Here is a 17,820-nt window from a genome sequence, read left to right on the forward strand (position 1 = left end):
TACCTCACTGGGCTGGTCATGAGGTAGCGACCGGGAGGGACGAACAGCTGGCTGCGCATTCGTCCTATTATTTAAATGTCCATCCTACTCGGGTCTTGACCGGGATGACCCTCTCACCCGACTTAAGTCAGGATCCATATGGGCTTTCATCCTGGTTGAGCCGTGCTGCTGCGGCGCAGGACAGGTGCCCCAGGGGCCGCGCCACGAAACTTAGGACTTGCTCTCCGGTGCCGGGCGCAGCAGCGCCAGGACCTCGAAGTGGTGGGTGCCGGGGAAGGCATTGAACACCGTCATCCGGGTGACCTGATAACCGTGCTCCGCCCAGGCTGCGATATCGCGGGCGAAGGTCGCCGGATCACAACCGACGTGCACCACCAACTCAGGGGCGGCGGTGGCCAGGGACTCAACCACCTTGGCACCGGCACCACTGCGGGGCGGATCCAGCAGCACCACCTGCGGCTTTGGCAACTTAACGGCGTGCTGCTCCACCCGGGCGTTGTGGAACACCACATCATAGCCATCCAGCGTGGCCTGCCCTGCTCGGGTGGCTGCCTTGGACATCTCCACCGAGTGGATCTGGGCGCCCTCGCCGAGGGAGTCCGCCAGGGCGGGGACGAAAAGGCCTACCCCGCCGTAGAGGTCCCAGGCGACCGGCTGGGCGGTCTCACTCAGGGTTTCCTCGGCCAGCCAGTTGCGCACCAGTGCGGTGTAGGCTCCCGGTGCGCTGCGATGGGCCTGCCAGAAGGCTTCCGCCGGGAAACGGAATTCATGGTCATCCGCGTTCTGGGTGACCTCACCGGTGCCCTCGAGTACGGCGGTGACCTTTTCACTGCGTCGACCGCGGGCGGCGCGGCGCGTCTCCACGATATGACGCACACCTTCACTGTCGATGGCCACGATGATCTCCGCGCCGGGGGTGAAGGTACGCGCGCCTTCGCCCATGATGCCGTCGAGCAGGCCCGGGGCTGCCTGGGTGCAGGCCACTTCGGTGATCAGATCATTGGACTTCAGCGCCCGGAAACCGGCCCGGCCCTGGGTGTCCACCCCGAGTCGGACGCGGGTGCGCCAGCCGCGTTCCGGGGGAAGGTTGATCAGTTCCGCCTCCGGGATTCCCCCCACCTTCGCCAGTCGGGAGAGCTGGTCCTTGAGGATTCCGTACTTCAGGCCGAGTTCTTCAGCCGGATTGAGGTCACCGAAGTCGCAGCAGCCGGCACCACGGGCAGCGGCCGGGCAGACCTGCTCGCTGCGCAGCGGGGAGGGGCTGAGGACCTCGACGAGTACGGCGCGGGCGAAGTTCTTCTTCACCTCGGTGATTTCGGCGGTGATGGTGTCGCCGGGGTAGGCACCATGGACGAAGATGACGCGACCGTCGAGTACCGCGATCCCCTCACCGCCATGGGCCATCCGGGTGACCTCGAGTTGTTGCTGTTGGCCGATGGTGGGAGTTGTCATGGTTTCTTGCTTTCTGGTTTCTGAGCGCGGGGTGTCGCGCTCGCATGATGTTGAGGTCGGGGCAGTACTGCCCCGGGACCTGCCCCTGCTGCTGCCCCGGTGATGTCCGGATCAGAGTGGGGGGGGTGGGTGTCCGGCCTTCTATTCCGGAATTGTGCTCCGCCCCAGTCTTCTCCGCTACTCGGGCCCGATCAACTCGCCGGCCTGCAGCTGGCTGTTTCAGGTGCTGGCTGGCCGGTGCCGGGGTTCTTGGGACTGCACTTCTTCGGTTTCCGGAGCACTCCGTGCAGTCCCCCCAGTGGATCAGGGGTTCTCGGGGCGCTTTGTTTCGCTGTTCCCCTGGCTGCGCAACGCATCCTGGGCTTCGCGCAGCGCCTGCTCCTGCTCCGGGCTGAGGGCAGCGGGACCGCTGCCACCGGGCTGGCCGACTGCGGGGGGCTGGCCCGCCGGCCGCACCTGCTGGCCGCCCTGGGCCTGCTGGGTTCGCTGCTGCATGGCCTGCTGCACCTGCTGCGCCAACTGGGCGGGCAATGCCACCGGCAGGGCGCTACCGGCGAGGATCGGATCCTCACCGCGGTAGACGAAGGTGCGGGCGGTGACTTCCCGGCCCAGGTTGGCCAGTTCCTCGGCCTTTTCCGCCGGGGCGGCCAGGGTCATGCGCAGCATCCACCGTGGGCCGTCCACACCGATGATCCGGATGATGCCGTTGGCGCTGCTGCCGACGACCTCGCGGCCCCAGGGGCCCTGTTCCACGAGGACCTCCAGGCCTTCTTTGCGCATACCTTCCGCGATATCCGTGGCAGCCTGGGCCCATTGTCCCGGCTTGCGGGGTGCCGCGAAGGCGACCGGGGTGATGCGGCCAGCGGTGGTGACGATGTGGAGCATCTTCGGCCCCTGTTCCGCCATCTCAACCTGGACCTGGGAACCTGTGGGCAGCGGGATGTTCATGCTGCCCAGGTTGAGGGTGGCGGTGGAAAAATCCTGAAAGTCGAATTCCTCGATGTTCACGGTGTCACCATCGAAGGGGCCGGTGCCCCCACCGGTGGCATCATGCACCGGGTCAGGCTGCTCCGCAGCTGTCATCGGGGCAGGTTCCGGGGAGGCGGCAACCAGGCTCTCTGCAGCCGGGGTGGTCACCGCGGCCGTTTCAGCGGCCCGGTGCTCAGCCTCCGCCGCCACTGGCTGCGACACCTCCTCCTTTGCTGTCACCTGGTTGTCCTGCTTCTTTTTTCCGAATGGCCACAGTGCCATGGGTACGCGTCCTTTCTCGGCCGATCCGGGGGGGTCGGCATCTAGCTGCGGTGAGGGAATTGATCGGTGGGTGGCCGATCCGGGGACTATCCGAATCTTGGGGTGCCCGGGAAGTCGGGAACCAGCCCAGGGGTGTTCCCTCGCCCACTCTACTGATTGGGAGACTCAGTTAAGACCGGTTGAGCCATGTCCCCCGGTGCCACGTTCGGTCTCATCCAGGTCCTCGACCTCCAGGAAATCCACCAGCTCCACCCGCTGGATCAGCAGCTGCGCGATGCGCATGCCCCGGGAGATCTCGACCTTCTCCACCGGATCCAGGTTGATCAGGTTGACCTTGATCTCGCCCCGGTAATCCGCGTCCACGGTACCGGGGGCATTCACGATGGACAGTCCATGGCGGGCTGCCAGACCGGAACGGGGGTGTACCAGCCCGACGGTGCCCAGCGGTAGGGCCAATGCCACACCGGTACCCACCAGACCACGTTGCCCCGGCTCCAGGAGGAGATCTTCGGCGGCATAGAGATCCACCCCGGCATCACCACGGTGGGCGCGCCGGGGCATCGGCAAGTCCGGGTCCAGGCGCTTGAGCGGGATCGGACCGATCTGGCCAGCGGTCAGGGGGAAAGTTTCAACAGGGGAATTCTGGGTCTCACTCACGTTCTTCAGACTACGGGAGGGGATTCTCCCCGGGTCGCTGAACCCGTCCAAGGTGGTGGGCCCGGGACGCTGCCCTCCCCTGGTTCCCACCCTGCAATTAAGAATCCCACCCACCTGATCCGGGCAACCCGGACTGAACCTCGACACCGCAGCCTGCACCAACCCAGGCACACCTTGGCTGCGAAAGGAGGTGCAGTACAGTGATGGGTTGTGACTGACTCTGGATCTGCCGCCACCAAGACGATCTACCGCGAACGACAGTGGGTGCCCGCCTACTGGTGGGTTCTCGCCGGTTTTCTGGTCGCCCTGGTTTCGGCACAATTCGCCCTGAACCGAAATATTTTCTGGCTGATCATCCCGGCGATCGTGTTATCGCTGGTCGCCGTCTGGATTCTTCTCTCCATGTCGCGCACCGTGATCAGCGTCGAGGAGGACCCTGACGGCACCCGTTGGCTGCTGGCGGAGAAGGCCGTACTGCCTGACGAGGTGGTTTCTCGTTCCCTGGCGGTGCCGGCCACCGCGAAGCGTAACGCCATGGGGCGTCAGCTCGACCCGGCGGCCTTCGTAGTCTCCCATGGCTGGGTTCACGAAATGGTGATGCTGGTGCTTGAAGACCCGGAGGATCCCACCCCTTATTGGTTGATCGGTTCGAGGAACCCGGAAGCCCTGCTGCGCGCTTTCCTCCCCGACCAGGCAGAAGCAGCCATCGCCACCTACCGCTCCTGAGCCGGCCAACCCTCAAAGGGGGAGGCAGGACAAAAGGACAATACCGCCAGGCGACAGTTCGAACTGTCGCCCGGCGGTATTTTCATCACCCCGGGCATTGTCGCCTGGGGGTGATTCGTCGCTGGATCCTGGTTGCATCACTCAGGAAAACTCGGCACAGGCCGCGGACCGGGCCGAAGCATGATGCACCGCCGCCACCCGACCCACGACCCCTCACCCCAGCCCCGGCAGGAGGAGGGGTCCTAAGCGGATCAGGCGCAGTCGAGGCAGATGATGGAACCATCATCCTCGGTGTGGGAGATCCGGTTGTTGCGCTGAACCAGGAAGCAGCTGGCGCAGGTGAACTCGTTGGCGCGGCGCGGCACCACGGTGACGTTGAGTTCCTCACCGGAGAGATCCTGAGCCGGAAGCTCAAAGGGCTCGACGATCTCGCCATCATCATCCATCGGTGAGGATGCGCTCTCGGCGGCTTTCAAGCCCTCAAGGGAATCGGCATCCAGCTCGTCTTCTACGCGGCGACGCGGGGCGTCATAATCGGTGGCCATGAGGTTGAGTCCTTCAAGTCGGGTGGGTCCGGAAAAATTGAATACGCTGAAACCAAAGGTCAGCAGGTTCGACGCGCATATTAAGTCACATTCTGCGCGTTGTCATATTCCCAGGTCAACCCCGCTAAAAACAGTGGCCTAACGAGTTAGTGGACCCTGGGCTCCGCACCTTTCGAAAATTTCACCCAGGGACTGGGCCACCTTGTCTGCCGCAGCGAAGGTCAGCTCCCCAACTTCACCCGGCGTCGACAAGTTCGGGATCTTCACCACCGCACCGGCTTCGGCGGCGATGACCGCCCCTGCCGCATAATCCCAGCAGTTGAGCCCATGCTCATAGAAAGCATCCACCGACCCCTCCGCCAGCGCACAGAAATCCAGGGCGGCGCTACCCAGGCGGCGGATATCCCGAACCTCAGGCAGGATGTGGGTGAGCAGTTCAGCCTGCGCGGCACGACGAGTTGATGAGTAGCTGAAACCGGTGGCCAGCAGCACCTGGGCGGGATCAGTCACCGTATTGACCCGCAACCGGATCTCCTCCGCCCCGCTCCGGCGACTGGCCCCCTCCCCCCGGGCTGCTGAGTAGACCACGCCGGTGGGCACGTTGACCACGGCTCCGGCGACCACTTCACCGTTGATGGCGGCACCGATGGAGACCGCATACTGCGGCAGCCCGTAGAGGAAGTTCACCGTTCCGTCGATGGGATCAATCACCCAGGACACCCCGGAGATGGATTCACGGGAGGATCCCTCCTCACCGATGATCCCGTCCTCAGGTCGCAGCTGCTCCAGCCGGTCAGCGATGAAATCCTCGGCCATGGTGTCCACCACCGTCACCGGATCCACGGCGGAGGATTTGATGGTCACAAACTTCCGGATATCGCCGAGTTCCTCACGCTTGGCCACGATGCGCCCGGCCGCCAGCTCCGCCGTCTCCACCGCGATCTCCCGCAGGATCGCCGGATCATTTCCCGCCCACTCGGGCCTTGCACTCAGAGTCTCAGTCATGGGTTCCATTGTGCCGTGGTTATCAGGGCCATGCGGCAGGTAGGGCTAACCCGCGGGGCAGAAACCGCCACCCCGCGGGATTCGCCCCCGACACCCCCATGCGGAAAGGGGCCGGGTGGGGGCACCGGATCGCCTGATCCCCGGGTAATGGCCAGTTAACCCGCACGATGGGCCAGAGATTTGTAGACTCCGTGGCATGGACAATATTGCCTTCGGAATTGATATCGGCGGGTCGGGCATCAAGGGTGCCAAGGTGAATCTGGATACCGGTGAATTCATCGGGGACCGGATCAAGATCAAGACCCCCAAGCCCGCCACCCCGGATGCCGTCGCAGAGACGGTTCTGGAGATCCTCAACCAGGCCGAGTGGGAGGGGCCGGTGGGCATCACCCTGCCCTCGGTGGTCAAAGGTCAGATCGCGCTCAGCGCCGCCAATATCGACCCCTCCTGGATCGGCACCGACGTCCACAACCTCTTCCAGCGTCACCTCGGTGGCCGCGAGGTCAGCGTACTCAATGATGCCGATGCCGCCGGCCTGGCTGAGGTCGCCTTCGGTGACAAACGCGCCCAGCAGGGACCGGTGATCTTCCTGACCTTCGGCACCGGGATCGGATCTGCACTCCTCCTCGATGGTGAACTCTTCCCCAACACTGAGCTCGGGCACCTGGAGGTCGACGGCAGGGAGGCCGAACACCGCGCTTCTTCCGCAGTCAAGGACCGCAAGCGGCTCAGCTACAAGAAATGGGCGAAGCGGGTGTCCAAGGTGATGGCCGAGTATGAGCGTCTGTTCAACCCGCAGCTGTTCATCGTCGGTGGCGGCATCTCCCGTGAGCACGAGGAATGGGTTCCTCGTCTGGATCTGAACACCCCGGTCATCCCGGCGGAGCTGCGCAACCAGGCCGGCATCGTCGGTGCGGCCATGGCGGTGGCGAAACACGTTGCCCCCTAAGGGTGCCGCGAGCCCAGGGTGCCACCTCAGCCGATCCCCCGGTGTCAGCCTCCGGGCAGGTGCTTTGCGGGGTGGCTGAGACACCCTCCGGGGAGGTTTCGACCCATCCCCTGCGACGCGCAATTCATAGATCCTCTATACTGGGGCGTTGATCATGACCGCGCCTGCCCCCGGCGTGCCGTTTTCGTCCCCTCCAGCCATCTTCGGGACAAGCGGTTCCACCGGCAGTAGCGGCAAATTCACTAGTGTGTGCAGTACCGCAGTATCCGGGGTGTGCAATCAAACATTGCTCCCCCAGACTCACACCGGAAATAGTAAGCAAGGCGAAAGGGCGTACGTGGCAGCCACTGAATCTTCAGACAAGGCACTCGCACCCGGCGAGGACACTGCCGTGGGAAGCGCAACTCCGGCGAAGAAGACCGTCAAGAAGTCCGCGAAGAAGACCGTGCGCAAGGCGGTTCCACGAACCGCTGCCGCCGTGCCTGCTGTCACCCCGGCAGAGCAGGTTCGCTCCGTAACCTCGGCTCCGGCGGCATCAGCCGCTGACATGACGGTTGAACCCGAAGAGTCCGGCGCCACCGCCTCTTCCACCGCGAGTGCACCGGCAAAGAAGACTACCGCGAAGAAGGCAGTCAAGAAAACCACGGCCAAGAAGACCACCGCGAAAAAAACCACCCGGAAAACCACGGCCAAGAAGACTGCGAAGAAGACCAGCGCAGCTAAGGTCACCGAGTCCGCTGATTCCAAGGCCACCGCGCCGGGGACCGTGGATGAGGATCTGGTCGACGAGGATGAGAAGGATTTCGATCCCGTTCTCGGCGAAGCGGAGGATTTCGAGGAGGAAATCGAGACCGAGGAGGAAGAAGAGGAAGAGGAGGAAGCAGACGACGGTTCCTCTGTCTGGGATGAGGATGAGTCTGCCGCCCTGCGCCAGGCACGTAAGGACGCTGAACTAACGGCTTCGGCCGATTCGGTCCGCGCCTACCTCAAGCAAATCGGTAAGGTCGCCCTGCTGAATGCTGAGCAGGAGGTGTCGCTGGCTAAGCGCATCGAGGCCGGTCTCTACGCCACCCACCGGATGGAGCAGATGGAGGAGGCCTTCGCCACCGGCGACAAGGAAGCCAAGCTGACCCCCGCGGTCAAGCGTGACCTCCGTGCCATTGCCCGTGACGGACGCAAGGCGAAGAATCACCTGCTGGAGGCCAACCTCCGACTCGTGGTGTCCCTGGCCAAGCGTTACACCGGTCGCGGCATGGCCTTCCTGGATCTGATCCAGGAAGGAAACCTCGGCCTGATCCGCGCGGTGGAGAAGTTCGACTACACCAAGGGTTATAAGTTCTCCACTTATGCCACCTGGTGGATCCGTCAGGCCATTACCCGCGCCATGGCCGATCAGGCCCGCACCATCCGCATCCCGGTGCACATGGTTGAGGTCATCAACAAGCTGGGTCGTATCCAGCGTGAGCTGCTGCAGGATCTGGGTCGCGAGCCCACCCCGCAGGAGCTGGCGAAGGAGATGGACATCACCGAGGAGAAGGTCCTCGAGATCCAGCAGTATGCCCGTGAGCCGATCTCCCTGGATCAGACCATCGGTGATGAGGGCGACTCCCAGCTCGGTGACTTCATCGAGGACTCCGAGGCAGTGGTCGCCGTGGACGCGGTCTCCTTCACCCTGTTGCAGGATCAGCTGCAGGATGTGCTGCAGACCCTCTCCGAGCGTGAAGCCGGCGTGGTTCGGCTGCGCTTCGGCCTGACCGACGGTATGCCGCGCACCCTCGACGAGATCGGCCAGGTCTACGGTGTCACGCGTGAGCGCATCCGCCAGATCGAGTCCAAGACGATGTCCAAGCTGCGTCACCCCTCGCGTTCGCAGGTGCTGCGCGACTACCTGGACTAGTCCACCCACAAATGAGCCGGGCCTTCGGGCCCGGTTTTTTGTGCGCCCCTGCTTATCGACGCCGCGGATCAGAAAGACTGCCCCCTACCCCACCTCCCGTTGTCCAGAGGTCAGGCATCATGGCCCGAAAAAGCTGGTGCGCTAGGTGAGCGCCCCGCCACGCTGCTTGGGCTGCCACCGGTCCGGCAGCCCCTCACGGCCATAGGAAAGACGGCGGTGCAGCTGTTCAAGAGGACCCGGTCTACCGGCATAATCCAGACCCAGGGCAAGCAACACCGTCAACAGCCACACCCCCAGCGCAATCAGGGAGACCTCGAAGGCCCCCTGCCCGATGCCGAGTCCCAGCCAGAAGGGACGAAGCAGGATGAGGAAAAACACCGACTGCAGCACATAACCGGTCAGGGATCGTTTACCCAGGGCTGTCACGGCACGCAGCGGCAGCGCAAGGCGGGGTGTTTCTCCAGTCTCAGAGTGATGGTTCAGTCGCTCCTGCAGGGGTTGACACACCAGGGCGATACTCGCGATGATGGCTGGGCCGGTCAGCAGGCCGAGTCCCAGATTGATCAGCCGAAGTCCCGCCGCCAGGCCAGTCGGCAATACGCCGATCTCCGCCAGTCCCCACGGCAGACCGATCACTAGGACCACGGCGACCCCCACCCCCACCCAGATCCACAACAGGCGCAGGTGCGCACCGGTGTTCCGGTGGATACCGCGGCGGGCGGCGACGAAACCCAGGAGCATCAAGGGCAGAAAGGTCATCAGCTGGAAGGGAAAAACCAGCAGCCCCAACCCCAGGGAGAAGAGACCCAGCTGCAGGTTCTCCGCATAGGTCTGTGGATCGCCGAAGCCGGTGGGGAGGGAAAAGAGTCCACCGGACTCGGCGAAGATGATTATGACGACACCCAGCAGTGTGTAGAAGGTGGCCTGGAGGGAGAAGAGGGTGCCGGCGATCCAGAGCAGGGTCTTGTCCCGCAGGGTGATCATCAATCCGAGCACGATGGCGGCGAGACCGTAGAAGAAGATGATGTCGCCGTAGAAGAGAAACACCATGTGCAGCAGACCCAGGAGTGTCAGGAACCCATAGCGGCGGGCGATCATCTGCTTCGCCTCCCCGACCGGAAAACCCCGGCGCTCCAGACTCAGGATGATCAGTCCGACACCGAAACCCAGGAGCATGCTGAACATGGGCAGGCCACGCATGTGGATGAACATCGCCCCCAGCACCACCGTGATCTTGTCCAGGATGCTGTTGTCGTAGACCCCGCCATAACCGGTGACCAGTTCCGCCTCCGGATTCCCCACCCAGATGTGCACCGCATTCGCCAGCGCGATACCCAAGAGCATCAGACCACGGGCAAGATCAGGGGCGAGGAAGCGTTGGGGACTGGCCGTTCTGCTCATCGCTGCCGTGGGTTCTGCCATTCAGTTCAGTTCCTTTCCTGGAAAACTCAACCCCTGCGCTGAAAAGGATCAGCCGGGAGTGGAGGTAATCAGGTTCTCAGCGGGTCTAAAGGTTGAAGACCTCGTTGATGCAGTCCTCCTGCTCGGCAGAATTAGTCAGCATGAAGCAGTCCGCGGCCCCAGAGCCTTCCAGGAAGGAGAAACTTATGATGATCAGGGCCAGCGGAAGAATGATCGCAATCAGGGAGAGCACTATGGAGGTGACACTCATAGCCATCCGTCGGGCCGGCCCCTGATGCTTGCGGGCCTGAACCACCGCAATGATGCCCAGGATCAGCCCGACCACCCCCAGGAGGGGCGCGAAAAAAGCGAAGATGAGGGTGAACATCACCACCATGGAGGCGATGGAGGTTCCCAGGGCCCAGGGTGCGACCTGGTTTTTCTGTCCGTTCTCCGGGTTGGACTGGGCATATTCACCCTGCGGGTAGCTGTTGGGGTAGCCGCCCTGATAGCCGGGCTGGCTGTAACCGTCCCAGCGACCACTCTCAGGTTGGGGCTGGTAACCCGGGGCACCCTGTCCTGGCTGTTGGAAGGGATTTTCCTGCGGACCTGAACCAGAGCTGGGCTGCTGACTGCCCGGGGCGCCGGGAGAGTAGCCGTAGGAGTCAAAGTTGGGGGTACCACCCTGCCCGGAGGATCCGTTTCCGGAGCCTTCTCCATTGTTTCCATAGGGGTTCTGGGGGTTGGTCATGGTGCTCGCCTTTCATCCGGGGATGGGGATGTTCTTGTACAGACAGGTTTGTCCCCCGAGTCTAAGTGCCTCACGCCCTCAGGGGGGCAGTGCCGAAAGAAAATCTTTATCCTTTGTTATCTCCCCGACCAGAGAAAACCCGGCCCCTGGGAATCCCGGGAGCCGGGTGTCAGATCAACGGTGGAAACAGATCACCAACGACGCAGGTAAGCGATCCGGTCGCGTAGCTGCTCCGCAGAGCACAGCGCGGTGGGCGGGCCGCCACAGGCGTTACGGGCCTCGGTGTGGATCGCTCCGTGTGGGCGTCCGCTCCGGCCGGCGGTAATGGAGACCAGGGCGTTGAGCTCCTTGCGCAGCTGCGGAATCTCCTGGCTGGCCACCCGTTCCGCAGCAGCCTGGTTGCCCTTGTTCTGGGCTTCCTTCCGGGCCTTGGCCTCTGCTTCCTGGCGGCGGCGCTGCTCCTCATCACGGGCGTCGAGTTGCTCCTCCTGGCGTTTACGCAGCAGGGCACGCATCTGCTCAGCGTCGAGAAGCCCGGGCAGGCCGAGGTAATCGGCTTCCTCCTCGGAGCCGGCGAAGGTGGCGGTGCCGTAGGTGGAGCCATCGTAGATCAGGGAGTCGAGTTCGGCTTCAGCACCGAGGGACTCGTAGCTCTTCTCCAGCTCCGGTTCATTCTCCACCTTGTTGGCCAGGTTCAGCAGCTCGTCATCGAGTCCGTCGGAGGGACGGTCCGGTTTGCCGAGCACATGGTCACGGGAGGTCTCCAGCTTGGCGGCCAGGTCCAGCAGGACCGGCACCGAGGGCAGGAACACCGAGGCGGTCTCCCCAGGCATACGGGACCGCACGAAGCGGCCGATGGCCTGAGCGAAGAAGAGCGGTGTGGAGGCGGAGGTGGCGTAGACACCGACCGCCAACCGCGGGACATCCACTCCCTCAGACACCATGCGGACCGCCACCATCCATTCATCGGTGGAGGCGGAAAACTCGTCGATACGCTCCGAGGATCCCGGCTCATCGGAGAGGATGACGGACACCGGGGTCGAGGAGAGTTTCTCCAGGATTTTGGCGTAGGCCCGCGCGGTGGTTTTGTCGGTGGCGATCACCAGGCCTCCGGCATCGGGCATATTGCGGCGCAGCTGCAGTAGACGGGTGTGGGCGGCCTGCAGCACCGCCGGGATCCAGTCCCCCTTGGGGTCCAGGGCGGTTTTCCAGGCCCGGGCGGTCTGCTCCGCGTTGAGGGGCTCCCCCAGGCGGGCGGCGAACTCCTCACCGGCGCTGGTGCGCCAACGGGCCTCACCGGAGTAGGCGAGGAAGACCACGGGTCGGACCACGCCGTCGGCAAGCGCGTCGGCATAGCCGTAGGTGTGGTCAGCCTGACTGATCAGGTGCCCCTGCCCGTCTTCTACGTAGCGGACGAAGGGGATCGCCGAGTCATCAGAACGGAAGGGGGTGCCAGTCAGTGAGAGGCGGTGCTCCACATCGTTATAGGCCTCCCGGATGCCGTCGCCCCAGCTCTTGGCGTCACCACCGTGGTGGACCTCATCGAGGATGACCAGGGTGCGTTTGGCGGTGGAGATGGCGTGATGCTTGAAGGGGTGCATGGACACCTGGGCGTAGGTGACCACCACACCATGGAAGGCGGGGTTGATGGCGTCGGCATTGGTGAAATGCGGGTCCAGTGAAAGACCGACGCGGGCCGCCGCCTGAGACCACTGCACCTTCAGGTGCTCGGTGGGCACCACCACGATGATCCGGTCAACGGTGCGGTCCTCCACGAATTCGGTGGCCACACGCAGGGCGAAAGTGGTCTTACCTGCACCCGGCGTCGCCACCGCGAGGAAATCCTTGGGGCGTTGCGCCAGGTACTTCGTCAAGGCCTGGCGCTGCCATACACGAAGTTGTCCCTTGCTCACTTCTTACGCAGGCCCTTGTAGATCCGTTCGCAGTCGGGGCACACCGGGGAACCAGGCTTGGCCTGTTTGGTCACCGGGAAGGTCTCACCACAGAGGGCGACAACCATGTTTCCCTGGACCGCGGACTCCACGATCTTGTTCTTCTTCACATAGTGGAAGAACTTCGGGGTGTCGTCGTCGGTACTGTTCTGATCCCGTACCTCGGGGCGTTCGATGGTCTTCGTTGTCGTTCTCACGGACTCCATCATGCCCCAATACTCGGTTCAAAGGCACAACGGGTCTATCGTGTGAGCCATGAATGAGGGCATTTACGAGGCCGACCCCGCGGATTCCACTTCTGCCGAGCCTGCCCACCGACGACGCTTCCGGCTCCGCCGCAGAACAGCCGCCCTGATCACCACCGCTACCCGTTCCCCTGCCGAGAACCGGAGGCATCGTGAACGGGTCTACGCGATGATCCAGCTCGCACGCGTGCCACTGTTCATGCTCTGTGCTCTTAGTGTCTTCTGGTGGCACAACTGGTGGCTGACCGCCTTCTTCTTCCTCATCTCGATACCGCTGCCCGCGGTGGCGGTGATCCTCGCCAATGAAAAGGGGGAGAAGCTGGACCGGCGGAGCCGCCAGGTGTACAAACCGGCGGTGCTGCGGGAACTCGCCCACCAGGAGGAATTGGCGGCCCGTGCCCAACAGCAGCTGGAGGCCTCCCCGGAAGCTGAAACAATCGAAGCCGATGAGGATGAGGATCCCCCGGCCGACACCTCCACCTCCCAGCCTTAGCCACCCTCAAACCCAGAAGGAATTCCCCCACCATGCGCAGTGAACTGACCACCCTGGCTGCCCGCCTGACTCCCGTGCTGCGGGAAGCAGGTTTCACCGCCGACGCCATCGCCGCGCACCTCGGCCCGGAGATGACCGAGGCGATGCACCGTGGCGAGCCCGCGGCCGTCCGTTTCGCCACCCGCCGGCAGGGCCGACTTGATCAGTTGATCCGCACCTTCATCCTCCGCGATCCGCTCTCCCCCGCCCAGCTGGAGGAACTGATCGGTGCGGAACTCACCCAGGCGCTCATCGACGCCGCGGTCTTCACCGCCGATCAGGATCTGCTTCGTCTGGACATGGATATCCGACCCCATGTCATCCTCGGTCGGGACCGGATGGTCTTCTCCGATGCCGATGCCGCCATGACCGAACACATCCCCGGGCCGGAGCACGTCCTGGGGGTCGGGGCCGCCAGCCTCTCCCTGCTGCAGGCCACCCCGGACTCCCCGGTGGGCACCGTCCTGGACCTGGGCACCGGCTCCGGGGTGCAGGCCCTGGGGCAGCTGCACTGCGCCGATCACATCACCGCCACCGACCTACACCCCCGGGCGCTGGACTTCGCGGAGGCGACGCTCGGCGCGGCCGTCGATAAGCAGGCTGAGATAGAGCTGCTGGAGGGCCCCTGGTACGAGCCGGTCCAGGGCCGAACCTTCGACCGGATCATCGCCAATCCGCCTTTCGTGGTCGGCCTGCCGGAGGTCGGACACGTCTACCGTGACTCCGGGCTGGATCTTGACGGGGCCAGTGCCCTGGTGATCGGGCAGGCCCTGGAACACCTCAACACCGGGGGCACCGCCCACTTCCTGGCTGCCTGGATCCATACCTCGGAGCAGTCCTGGGCCCACCGCGTGGCCTCCTGGTTCCCGGAAACCGGGGTTTCCGCCTGGGTGATCCAGCGCGATGTGGCCGACCCCGCCCACTATGTGGGCACCTGGCTGCGTGATGAATCCCTCGACCCACGATCCGCGGAATCCGATGCCCGCACCGCAGCCTGGCTGCAGCACTTCGCGGATGCCGGGGTCACCGGGGTCGGCTTCGGCTTCGTGGCCATGAAGAACATCGGTGATCAACCCACCGAGATCCTCGCCGAGGAAATGACCCAGTCCTTCACTGACCCCCTTTCCCCGGAGATCGAGGAGTATTTCACGCGGGTGGAATGGCTCCGGGACTTAAACCCCGAGGAGTTCGGGGATTCCCGTTTCCAGCTGCGCCCCGGGGTCGCCCGCGAGGACATCTCCCTCCCCGACACCGATGCCGGGGTGGGTTTCACTCCCGCAGTGATGCGTCTGACCCGCACCGAAGGACCCCGCTGGAGCCACGAGGTGGACTCCCACCTTGCCGCCATCGTCGCCGGCCTCCACCCCCAGGGTCTGAGCCTGGCAGAGACCGTGGAGCTCTATGCCATGGCGCAGGGACTCGACAGCGAAGAACTCCTGCCCGCCGCCGTCAATGCCGTGGGCGATCTGGTCCGCCATGGCCTGGTGGTACCGGCAGACCTGATCATCACTGAATAAACCGAATATCTCCAGGAGTAGCGCCGATGAAGGCAGTGTTAACCCGCGTCAGTTCCGCCGCAGCCACCGTCGAAGGTGAAACTGTGGGTGCCATCGATTGCCCCGATACCGGCGGGTTACTCGCCCTGGTCGGGGTCGGTCGGGAGGATGCCCCTGACGCCTGGGAAACCATGGTCCGTAAAATCGCCGAATTACGCATCCTCGAGGGCGAGCGCTCCATCCAGGATCTCGGCGCCCCTGTGCTGTTGGTAAGCCAATTCACCCTCCATGGCCAGACCGCGAAGGGGCGCCGCCCCTCCTGGTCGGCGGCTGCCCCCGGGGAGCTGGCGGAACCGGTGATCGCGAAGATCGCGGCAGGGCTCCGGGATCGGGGTATCCCGGTGGCGGAGGGGAAATTCGGGGCGATGATGAAGGTCAGTTCCGTCAACGAAGGGCCCTTCACAGTGCTGGTGGAATGCTGAATCCCTGGGAGTGAGGGCTGCTGACCAGCGTGGGGTCCCTTGCCCAGGCCTGCCCGAACAGCAGCGGCATTAAACTTTCCTGCCAGTGATACGCAGCCCAGTGATACGCAGTGGCGAAAGATCCATGAATCCACCTGGAATTTTCCCGAAGAATCACCGTTTTACCAGTTCAGGGCCGATAACCCTCCTCCATTAAAATCCATTTCAGGAGCGCGGGAACTTTATTCGGGCAGTGGCCGTTATCTCTTATAGAACCGGCGATACCGAGGAGGCCCCTATGACACAAGCGTCTGCAGTGGACATCGATGTAGAGGACAAGGTTGAGGTGAAGGATCGTGGCAGTCGCCGCGGCCAGACCAATGACAACCCTTCGGCGGATTTGGTCCGCGTGTATCTGAACGGAATAGGCAAGACCGCTCTGCTCACAGCTGAGGACGAGGTCGAGCTCGCCCAGCAGATTGAGGTGGGGCTCTACGCCAGCCACCTGCTCAATGATCCCGAGCAAAAGCTGACCCGCGCCATGAAGCGCGACCTGAAGGTCCTGGCCAAGGAAGGCAAGAAGGCCCGCGCCCACATTCTTGAGGCGAACCTGCGTCTGGTGGTTTCCCTGGCCAAGCGCTACACCGGCCGCGGCATGCCCCTCCTGGATCTGATCCAGGAAGGAAACCTCGGGCTGATCCGTGCGATGGAGAAGTTCGACTACGCCAAGGGCTTCAAGTTCTCCACCTACGCTACCTGGTGGATCCGTCAGGCGATCACCCGCGGCATGGCTGACCAGTCCCGCACCATTCGCCTGCCTGTCCACCTGGTGGAGCAGGTCAATAAGCTCTCCCGCATCAAGCGTGAGCTCTACCAGCATCTCGGCCGTGAGGCCACCAATGAGGAACTGGCTGAGGAATCCGGCATTGATGAGTCCAAGATTGAGATGCTGCTGCGCCAGTCGCGTGACCCGGTGAGCCTGGATATGCCGGTCGGTGCCGACGAAGAGGCACCTCTGGGCGATTTCATCGAGGATGCGGAGGCCACCGATGCAGAAACCGCTGTGGTTGCCTCCCTGCGGCACTCCGATATCCGCTATGTTCTCTCCACCCTGGAGGAGCGTGAGCAGGATGTCATCCGACTGCGTTATGGCCTCGACGACGGGGTGCCGCGCACCCTGGACCAGATCGGTCGCCGTTTCGGGCTCTCCCGCGAACGTGTCCGCCAGATTGAGCGCGAGGTCATGAGCAAGCTTCGTGATGGCGAGCGCGCTGACCGCCTCCGCGATTACGCCATTTAAACCAGGTGAGGCGGAAGCCCTTCCCCTCGAGGTTGCTGCACGGCCCCGGCACTATGCCGGGGTCGTGCAGTATTTCCCCTACCGCAGGCCCGGATCCCTCCCCCTGCATCAGACCTTTCCGAGGGGATGACACGCCAGAACATGGCACCCCATCAAAATAACCCGGAGATGTCCGTTATGATTCATATTTCGGCCATAACCATTTTTTAAGCCGAGAACGACTGATTACCCGCGATTGTCCCCATTAAAGGAATAATCAATACTCGCTATCTGTTGATAGAATCAGGTAATCTAACCCTATAAGAAAGTGGGTCGGCGGAGGCACCCAGCAGGATGCGGACACCATTGAAGAACCATCCCGAAAGCAGCAGCATCGGCAAACTTCCGTCACTGGCCGATAAGCCCCGCCACTTTCATTCTGATCTACACTTGACATGCCATAAGGCCGTCCCCGGAATTCTGAAGAAAGGTTCTCGCGACGTGAAGGACTTGGTTGATACCACCGAGATGTACCTGCGCACGATATACGAGCTCGAAGAGGAGGGCATCGTGCCGTTGCGCGCGCGGATCGCGGAGCGCCTGGAGCAGTCCGGACCGACCGTCAGTCAGACGGTCGGCCGCATGGAGCGGGACGGCCTGGTAGTGGTCCGTCCCGACCGCAGTCTCGAAATGACTGAGGAGGGCCGCCAGCTGGCCACCGCCGTGATGCGCAAGCACCGCCTCGCTGAGCGACTCCTCACCGATATCCTTGGCCTGGACATCAGCCAGGTCCATGAGGAAGCCTGCCGCTGGGAGCATGTGATGAGCGATGAGGTGGAGAAGCGCATGGTCGCCGTCCTCGAGGACGCCTCCCGCTCCCCCTTCGGCAACCCCATCCCAGGTCTGGCTGGTCTGGGCCTGGACAACAAGGAAACCCCGGACGCCGGCATTCGCGCAATTGACCTGCCCAACGGGGAAAAGGTCACCGCCAGGATCGTCCAGCTCAATGAAATTCTCCAGGTCGACGTGGCCCAGTTCGAGGCCCTGCGTCAGGCCGGCATCAGCATCGGCACCACTATCGATATTGTCAATGACCACGGCCGGGTCCGAATCAGCAAGAACGGCTATGAGGTCGAGCTGATCGACGACCTCTGCCATGCAGTCCGAATCGAATTACTCTGAGCCTTGACTCGGCTAACTGAGCACATTCATTAAGGAAAG

General features: G+C 63.4%; 17 protein-coding genes. 8 read left to right on the forward strand and 9 right to left on the reverse strand.

Annotated features, from left to right (window positions below; translation table 11 throughout):
* Positions 1 to 210: 210 nt before the first annotated feature.
* The 3 genes from COCCU_RS08205 to dut all read right to left on the reverse strand — a co-directional run bounded on the left by COCCU_RS08205 (position 211) and on the right by dut (position 3,321).
* Positions 211 to 1,452, reverse strand: coding sequence for a class I SAM-dependent RNA methyltransferase (locus tag COCCU_RS08205; protein WP_156231054.1), 1,242 nt, complete (start codon positions 1,450 to 1,452; stop codon positions 211 to 213).
* A gap of 303 nt (positions 1,453 to 1,755) precedes the next feature.
* Positions 1,756 to 2,703, reverse strand: a complete 948-nt coding sequence (locus COCCU_RS08210) for a DUF3710 domain-containing protein (RefSeq protein ID WP_156231055.1) — start codon at positions 2,701 to 2,703, stop codon at positions 1,756 to 1,758.
* A 165-nt stretch (positions 2,704 to 2,868) separates the two neighbouring features.
* Positions 2,869 to 3,321: a dUTP diphosphatase gene (gene dut / locus COCCU_RS08215; protein ID WP_407924169.1), complete on the reverse strand. Its 453-nt coding sequence runs from the start codon at positions 3,319 to 3,321 to the stop codon at positions 2,869 to 2,871.
* Between the two features lie 249 nt (positions 3,322 to 3,570).
* On the opposite strand from dut, the gene COCCU_RS08220 reads away from it, so the two are divergent.
* On the forward strand, positions 3,571 to 4,086 hold the full coding sequence (locus tag COCCU_RS08220; protein WP_156231057.1) for a DUF3093 domain-containing protein: 516 nt from the start codon (positions 3,571 to 3,573) through the stop codon (positions 4,084 to 4,086).
* Between the two features lie 251 nt (positions 4,087 to 4,337).
* On the opposite strand, the gene COCCU_RS08225 is transcribed toward COCCU_RS08220, so the two are convergent.
* Positions 4,338 to 4,631, reverse strand: a complete 294-nt coding sequence (locus COCCU_RS08225; protein ID WP_156231058.1) for a DUF4193 domain-containing protein — start codon at positions 4,629 to 4,631, stop codon at positions 4,338 to 4,340.
* 138 nt (positions 4,632 to 4,769) lie between these two features.
* Positions 4,770 to 5,636, reverse strand: coding sequence for an inositol monophosphatase family protein (locus COCCU_RS08230; protein WP_197088316.1), 867 nt, complete (start codon positions 5,634 to 5,636; stop codon positions 4,770 to 4,772).
* 196 nt (positions 5,637 to 5,832) lie between these two features.
* Between COCCU_RS08230 and ppgK the strand changes: the two genes are divergently transcribed.
* A complete protein-coding gene (gene ppgK, locus COCCU_RS08235) occupies positions 5,833 to 6,585 on the forward strand; it encodes a polyphosphate--glucose phosphotransferase (protein ID WP_156231060.1) in 753 nt (250 codons plus the stop codon).
* Positions 6,586 to 6,922: 337 nt separating this feature from the next.
* Positions 6,923 to 8,482, forward strand: coding sequence for an RNA polymerase sigma factor (locus tag COCCU_RS08240; RefSeq protein WP_156231061.1), 1,560 nt, complete (start codon positions 6,923 to 6,925; stop codon positions 8,480 to 8,482).
* 141 nt (positions 8,483 to 8,623) lie between these two features.
* On the opposite strand, the gene COCCU_RS08245 is transcribed toward COCCU_RS08240, so the two are convergent.
* From COCCU_RS08245 to COCCU_RS08260, 4 genes are all read right to left on the reverse strand, one after another.
* Positions 8,624 to 9,904, reverse strand: a complete 1,281-nt coding sequence (locus COCCU_RS08245) for a DUF418 domain-containing protein (protein ID WP_156231062.1) — start codon at positions 9,902 to 9,904, stop codon at positions 8,624 to 8,626.
* An 85-nt stretch (positions 9,905 to 9,989) separates the two neighbouring features.
* Entirely contained in the window at positions 9,990 to 10,634 is a 645-nt protein-coding gene (locus COCCU_RS08250) for a DUF4190 domain-containing protein (RefSeq protein ID WP_156231063.1), read from the reverse strand.
* Between the two features lie 191 nt (positions 10,635 to 10,825).
* A complete protein-coding gene (locus COCCU_RS08255) occupies positions 10,826 to 12,547 on the reverse strand; it encodes a DEAD/DEAH box helicase (RefSeq protein ID WP_156231064.1) in 1,722 nt (573 codons plus the stop codon).
* Positions 12,544 to 12,783, reverse strand: a complete 240-nt coding sequence (locus tag COCCU_RS08260; RefSeq protein ID WP_156231065.1) for a DUF3039 domain-containing protein — start codon at positions 12,781 to 12,783, stop codon at positions 12,544 to 12,546. Before COCCU_RS08260 ends, COCCU_RS08255 begins: the two co-directional genes overlap by 4 nt.
* A gap of 58 nt (positions 12,784 to 12,841) precedes the next feature.
* Between COCCU_RS08260 and COCCU_RS08265 the strand changes: the two genes are divergently transcribed.
* The 5 genes from COCCU_RS08265 to COCCU_RS08285 all read left to right on the forward strand — a co-directional run bounded on the left by COCCU_RS08265 (position 12,842) and on the right by COCCU_RS08285 (position 17,781).
* A complete protein-coding gene (locus COCCU_RS08265; protein WP_156231066.1) occupies positions 12,842 to 13,324 on the forward strand; it encodes a DUF3099 domain-containing protein in 483 nt (160 codons plus the stop codon).
* A 32-nt stretch (positions 13,325 to 13,356) separates the two neighbouring features.
* The gene (locus COCCU_RS08270; protein WP_156231067.1) at positions 13,357 to 14,880 is read left to right on the forward strand and encodes a DUF7782 domain-containing protein; all 1,524 of its coding nucleotides are present in this window, start codon (positions 13,357 to 13,359) and stop codon (positions 14,878 to 14,880) included.
* A 26-nt stretch (positions 14,881 to 14,906) separates the two neighbouring features.
* On the forward strand, positions 14,907 to 15,341 hold the full coding sequence (gene dtd, locus COCCU_RS08275) for a D-aminoacyl-tRNA deacylase (protein ID WP_156231068.1): 435 nt from the start codon (positions 14,907 to 14,909) through the stop codon (positions 15,339 to 15,341).
* A gap of 277 nt (positions 15,342 to 15,618) precedes the next feature.
* Positions 15,619 to 16,620 carry a sigma-70 family RNA polymerase sigma factor gene (locus tag COCCU_RS08280; RefSeq protein ID WP_156231069.1) on the forward strand — a complete coding sequence of 334 codons (1,002 nt, stop codon included), beginning with the start codon at positions 15,619 to 15,621 and terminating at the stop codon, positions 16,618 to 16,620.
* A gap of 480 nt (positions 16,621 to 17,100) precedes the next feature.
* A complete protein-coding gene (locus COCCU_RS08285; protein ID WP_156231070.1) occupies positions 17,101 to 17,781 on the forward strand; it encodes a metal-dependent transcriptional regulator in 681 nt (226 codons plus the stop codon).
* Positions 17,782 to 17,820 lie beyond the last annotated feature (39 nt).

Source organism: Corynebacterium occultum (genome assembly GCF_009734425.1).
Lineage (GTDB): Bacteria > Actinomycetota > Actinomycetes > Mycobacteriales > Mycobacteriaceae > Corynebacterium > Corynebacterium occultum.